The sequence below is a fragment of the Vibrio ouci genome (genome assembly GCF_004551525.1).
Taxonomy (GTDB): Bacteria; Pseudomonadota; Gammaproteobacteria; order Enterobacterales; family Vibrionaceae; genus Vibrio; species Vibrio ouci.
Genome location: NZ_SATR01000121.1, coordinates 1 through 2,632, shown reverse-complemented (window position 1 = coordinate 2,632; position 2,632 = coordinate 1). Strand labels below are relative to the sequence as shown.

The window sequence follows — 2,632 nt, the reverse complement described above, 5'->3', positions numbered from 1 at the left end:
GCTTGGAGTTCTATCTGGCGTTCGTACTTGTTATCGGTCTCTCGATAGAGGAGCCATCATTTAATCGAACTACCAGATAGAAGAACTTTAGTTGCAGTTAAAGTCTGGGTCTCACCTTACCCGATTGGAGCGCTTATTATCCATACAAGCAATTTAAGAGGGATTCACAACGCTTGGCACTTTTGCTTCTACTTCAAATTTAGTGTTTATGGCACAATGCTTTAGGTTTGGGTGGAGGCGTTGTTCACACCTTAATTTGGCGTTATGCGTATAGGGCTACTTAGCTCTTTTTGGGTATGAACTTTATAATCAGAGCAATCGCAATGACAGACGCCCCCATTACAATGTAGTTACCGCTAAAGTCAGCATTAAGGGAATCTAAGACCCAGAAATTCGGAGTGTCGTACATTAAAATGGAGTAGTAGTAGCTTCCTATCCACAGCAACAAGAGGATATAAGCAAACTTTAGTGGGCCGTGATCCATTTTGGTTAAGGATACTCTCCACAGTACGTATAATACTGGAATTGTGATTCCAAAGAACGATATAGTTTCAATCATTGCTTTTGAACCTCATTTGCTAAACTCCTTGCCGTTGCAGCATCGGACAGACCACCAAGACCAAGCGCAACTTTATTCGTAGCCTGATACCCTCTAAGGTAGTCTTCGGCTGAATATCGAAAGAGTTTAAATCTTTTTGAGTGGGGTAGTTTGTTCCAACTTTCAATAGGTTTTAATGTTGTAGATTTGCCGAACAACCCATAGGCAGACAAAGCCAAGTCCGCCCCGTAGTATGCAATATCTCCGGTTGATTTGTCATAACCAGTATATTCAGCCATATTTTGGTAGCCTTGTCTAACCCACCCAACATGGTTGGGGTTGCCGTCTACGAAATAACGCCCATTTTCATAAATGTTATTAGCACCATGACTCATCATAGGTAAGCCAACTACAGCACACAGGGTTCCAGCTGAGGCATAGCAAGTTGCGCCACCACCAACCACTTGCATCACGCCCGCAATAAGACCAATGCCTTTTGCCGCAATTTCTCTGCTTTGCTCCCAAAGGTTTTGTTTTTCCTTCTGAAGCTCTCGAATGACTTGGCTTTTGGTTTTCTTCCCTTGTTCAAAGTCTTGAACCAAACATTTGCCAAATATCGCGACTTCTCTGGAAAAATGAAGTTTCAGTGCTCCATTTGTGATGTGCTGATGCATCACCGAAGAAGCTTGCGTGTTCAAGCCTTTAGCGGCATTTTGAACTTCCCATAAGTCGTGCAAGTTAACTTTATTCATGAAGGTTACTTAAGTTCCAGTTATCATATCCCTCGGTACCAGCAACGTTATGCTTCCATATAATATCGCGGTAACTAATAGAAATTTGCTCAGTTATTTCTTCGTCATGGGATAGTATGGTGTGTGGTTGTGAGAAATTAATGGCGGTAATTAAGGCTTTTTTAAGTTCAATAGTGTAGTACTTTTCGTTGTAACCTTGTTCATTGGTACGGTAAAAGTTAAGCGCGCAATCTAAGTGCTCTTGTCTAGCAAAAGCAGTCGCTATTAGGGGGCTAGATTTATCGACGAGTTTGGTAATAGTAATAGGATTATGGTGGTTACCATGTTGACCTTGGTGCTTAGCTAATGCGTGTTCAGTGGCAATTACCGTAATTTCATTAGCATGGGCTTCTTGGGCCTTGCCACCAATGGAGTCTTTAGTGTTACAGCCATTTGAAATAGAGCCTTGTCGCTCGCCAATGATAGTTAAGTAAGCATTATGTGCCATGATCTAGCCTTTGATTTTGTATGAATTACTAGTCATATTAATGTTTCTCTTTTTATAGAGAATAGTGCGGTTTGAAATTTGGGTACAAGGTCACTGAGGGGCAATTTATTGCCTAAAATCAGAGCCTTGTGTGCGCTGAAAAATACGCATATCAAGCGCTTAAAGTTTCAAGAAACATTTTCTAATCTGGCGTTAGTTGTTTAGAGCGATACCACGGAACGATTTTTGTTCAACCGAGCTAGCTGTCGTGGCTAACTCATGTGATCACCAAGCGAAGTTGTAGTTAATTCTAAATATTTGCTTGCCGGATCACTCTTACCTGTATGATTTCCGAGTGATTAGCGCTTTAGCGCGTATTCAAATAGGGCTGGTATTCACAATTTCTGGCCTCCCCAATCACTGTTTATTTATTGTTTAGTTAGGGCGGCTTTTTGAATAAAAGTGGCCCTGACTTGCTCTTGGTATGGAAAAATTTTATCGTAGTGTGGTTGTTTTACACCCCAACCCCTTTTCAATAGGGGGCTTTATCCCTGACGGTGTAAGACTTTAGGCAAAGATAAAGCTCTGACATTGAATTCAAAAAAAGTGCCCCTGCATTTTCAATTCTTCACCACACCCCTCGCTAAATCGAAAATCGATTTAAATGGTTGTCTGGAAAAACATAAAATCATTTAAAACAAAGAGTTAATCTTATTTTTTCTGGATTTAAATGGGTCAAAAAAATTTTCAGATTCTCCACTAAAATTTCGGCAAAATGTTAATACATTCTTAATACGATTGTATTAAGAATGTATTAACCCCTTTACTGGCAAGGGCTAGAGAGGCGTTTTGTGCATTTTTGGCAGATTGTTAATA

2 protein-coding genes are annotated in these 2,632 nt (G+C 40.4%); both read right to left on the bottom strand.

What is annotated here, in order from left to right; all coding sequences use genetic code 11:
* Nucleotides 1–555: 555 nt before the first annotated feature.
* Nucleotides 556–1,290 (bottom strand): DUF4225 domain-containing protein, encoded by a 735-nt coding sequence (locus ELS82_RS24115; protein ID WP_134837670.1) that lies wholly within the window; start codon nt 1,288–1,290, stop codon nt 556–558.
* Nucleotides 1,283–1,777, bottom strand: coding sequence for an Hcp family type VI secretion system effector (locus tag ELS82_RS24110; RefSeq protein WP_134837669.1), 495 nt, complete (start codon nt 1,775–1,777; stop codon nt 1,283–1,285). Before ELS82_RS24110 ends, ELS82_RS24115 begins: the two co-directional genes overlap by 8 nt.
* Nucleotides 1,778–2,632 lie beyond the last annotated feature (855 nt).

Bases quoted from the DNA above. Each gene is read 5' to 3' on its own strand.
- ELS82_RS24110 (WP_134837669.1), bottom strand. From the start codon at position 1,777: ATGGCACATAATGCTTACTTAACTATCATTGGCGAGCGACAAGGCTCT.
- ELS82_RS24115 (WP_134837670.1), bottom strand. From the start codon at position 1,290: ATGAATAAAGTTAACTTGCACGACTTATGGGAAGTTCAAAATGCCGCT.